3 protein-coding genes are annotated in these 2,272 nt (G+C 29.1%); all 3 read right to left on the bottom strand.

The annotated features are described in order from the left end of the window. Positions 1–304: 304 nt before the first annotated feature. On the bottom strand, positions 305–451 hold the full coding sequence (locus VK071_04310) for a hypothetical protein (GenBank protein ID HLR34536.1): 147 nt from the start codon (positions 449–451) through the stop codon (positions 305–307). 20 nt (positions 452–471) lie between these two features. Beyond that, complete coding sequence (locus tag VK071_04305) at positions 472–1,683, bottom strand: restriction endonuclease subunit S (protein HLR34535.1); 1,212 nt, start codon at positions 1,681–1,683, stop codon at positions 472–474. Between the two features lie 12 nt (positions 1,684–1,695). Next, on the bottom strand, positions 1,696–2,272 hold a 577-nt coding region (locus tag VK071_04300), incomplete at its 5' end, for an N-6 DNA methylase (GenBank protein ID HLR34534.1).

The raw sequence follows: 2,272 nt of genomic DNA, 5'->3' as shown, positions 1-2,272 counted from the left end.
GTTTCTTTCACTATTTTTATAGTATCTCTTTCTATTGGATAATGGTAGACTATAATCCCACTTTCATATTTACCTATTCTAGTTCCAAATACATCAAATCCTATTTGTCTACCACCGATTGCTCTTTGTTTTACCTGGATCTTATACCTATTATCATCGACAGTAGGTATTTCACCAAAAAGTTTTACTACTAGAGCAAATACTGCCAGTAGAAGAAATAAGGAAAAGCCTAATACTTCCTTATTAAATACTTCTATTAATATAAGACTTACAATAATACCGATAATCAGACCTATATAGGAGATCAGATCAAGTTTATATATATATTAAAAGGATGATCTACTTTAGGCAGCTCTTTTAATAGATCTATTTGCTTTTTATTTCTTCTCATCTCCATTGATAAAAGAATATTTATTCCTAGACCTATAATTAAATTAAAGTAAAAGCTCATAGATACCCCTCCTATATATATTATATGAACATTCTTTGCATTAGACCTCTTTTATATTCTTCTTGCATTTGTAGTTTTCCTTCTTCTAGGGATATTTTTTTATCTATTGAGGATAGAAAGTTTGCTATTTTTGTTTGTTCTTCTTTTAATGGAATTTCTACTTTAATATTATTAAATAATTTCATATTCAGATTCCTTCTTACTACACTAGCCCCTTGTTCAGAAGAATTCTTATATTCATATATTAATCTTGGAGTCTTAATTAAATATTTTATAAAAAGCTTATCAAATTCCCCATTCACTTCTAAAATCTTATATGAAGGAGAAACAATACCTATATCTATAGAATCATTAAAATTAATATTTCCCATCCAAATATTTTGTGGACTAAACACAATTTGATTTATTTTTAAGATTTTATAATTGGATGTATCTGAACTAGCAATTCTATTTTTAAAGTATTTATCTTGATAATATACCCCATCAATTGTTGATGACAGTACTCTTAAATTACAATTAGAACTTTTGTTGTTAACCTCAATTAATACGTCCCCTATTTTTTTCTCTTCCCATTCAGGATAATCATTACCATTTTCATCTTTAAATCTTATTTCCTGGCTAAATATTCTTTGCATCATACTCTTTTTATATTCTTTAAGCTTACCTATTTTCTTTTTTTGTAATTGAAGTTTTTTATCTATGGAATGAAAAAAGTTAGCTATTTTCTTCTGTTCTTCTAATGATGGTATCGCAATATTCATACTAGAATATTCTTTAGCATTGATTCCAGGTTGACCTGATCTTACAGACATAATCTTGACCCAGTTACTATAACTACTTGTTAAAGTATTATAAAAAATAAATCTATAATCAAATTCTTTTTTAATCCTAAACCTAATTAAAAAACCTGCATAATAAACTTTACCATCCTCATTTTTATAGTAATAGGATTTTCCTACACTTGCACCAGTCCTTGCAAATAAGAGATCACCAACATCCAATAAATATTTATCTTCTATTTTATTCTTTGGTGATACTAGGTCGCTTTGATTATAATTATTTGTTTTTTCATCTATATCAGTGATTCTTATATATTTATTTATACCATCAAATTTATCAGCTGCACTATTCATACCATATGAATAATCATAAGACACGTCCCCCAGCTTTTTCTCTTCCCATTCTCCAGAAAACCCTGGAAATCTTAGTTCTGGTATTAGTTTTTCTGTCACTACTTTCACCCCTTATAGTCCTAGTTCTTCTAGGTAGTTGTTTATCTCTCTATCTATTTCTTCCATTTCTTTGTCTATTTCTGTTAGTCTTTCTTTTACTTCTCCTATGTCTACTCTTGGTTCTGGTTCGAATGTGTCTACATATCTTGGGATATTTAGGTTGTAGTCATTTTCTTCTATTTCTTCTAATGGGGCATTATGAGAGTACTTATCTATTTCTTGGCGATCTTCATATGTTTTTATTATCTTATCTATATCTTTAGGTCTTAGGACATTTTTATTTCCTATCTTAGTAAATCCTTTAGATCCATCTATAAATAGTACACTATCATCTATTTGTCTACATTTCTTGTATACTAGTATAACTGTTGGAATTCCTGTTCCGTAAAATAGATTTTCTGGTAGACCTATTACTGCATCTAGATAGTTTTTATCCTTAATTAAATGCTCTCTAATAACTCCTTCTGCTCCCCCTCTAAATAGGACTCCATGAGGCAATACTACTGCCATAGTTCCATTGTCTGATAGATTGTGGATCATATGTTGGACAAAGACATAGTCTGCCCTAGATTTAGGTGCTAGTCTTCCA

The sequence above is a fragment of the Tissierellales bacterium genome (genome assembly GCA_035301805.1).
Lineage (GTDB): Bacteria > Bacillota > Clostridia > Tissierellales > DATGTQ01 > DATGTQ01.
This window is presented reverse-complemented; position numbering and strand designations above follow the sequence as displayed.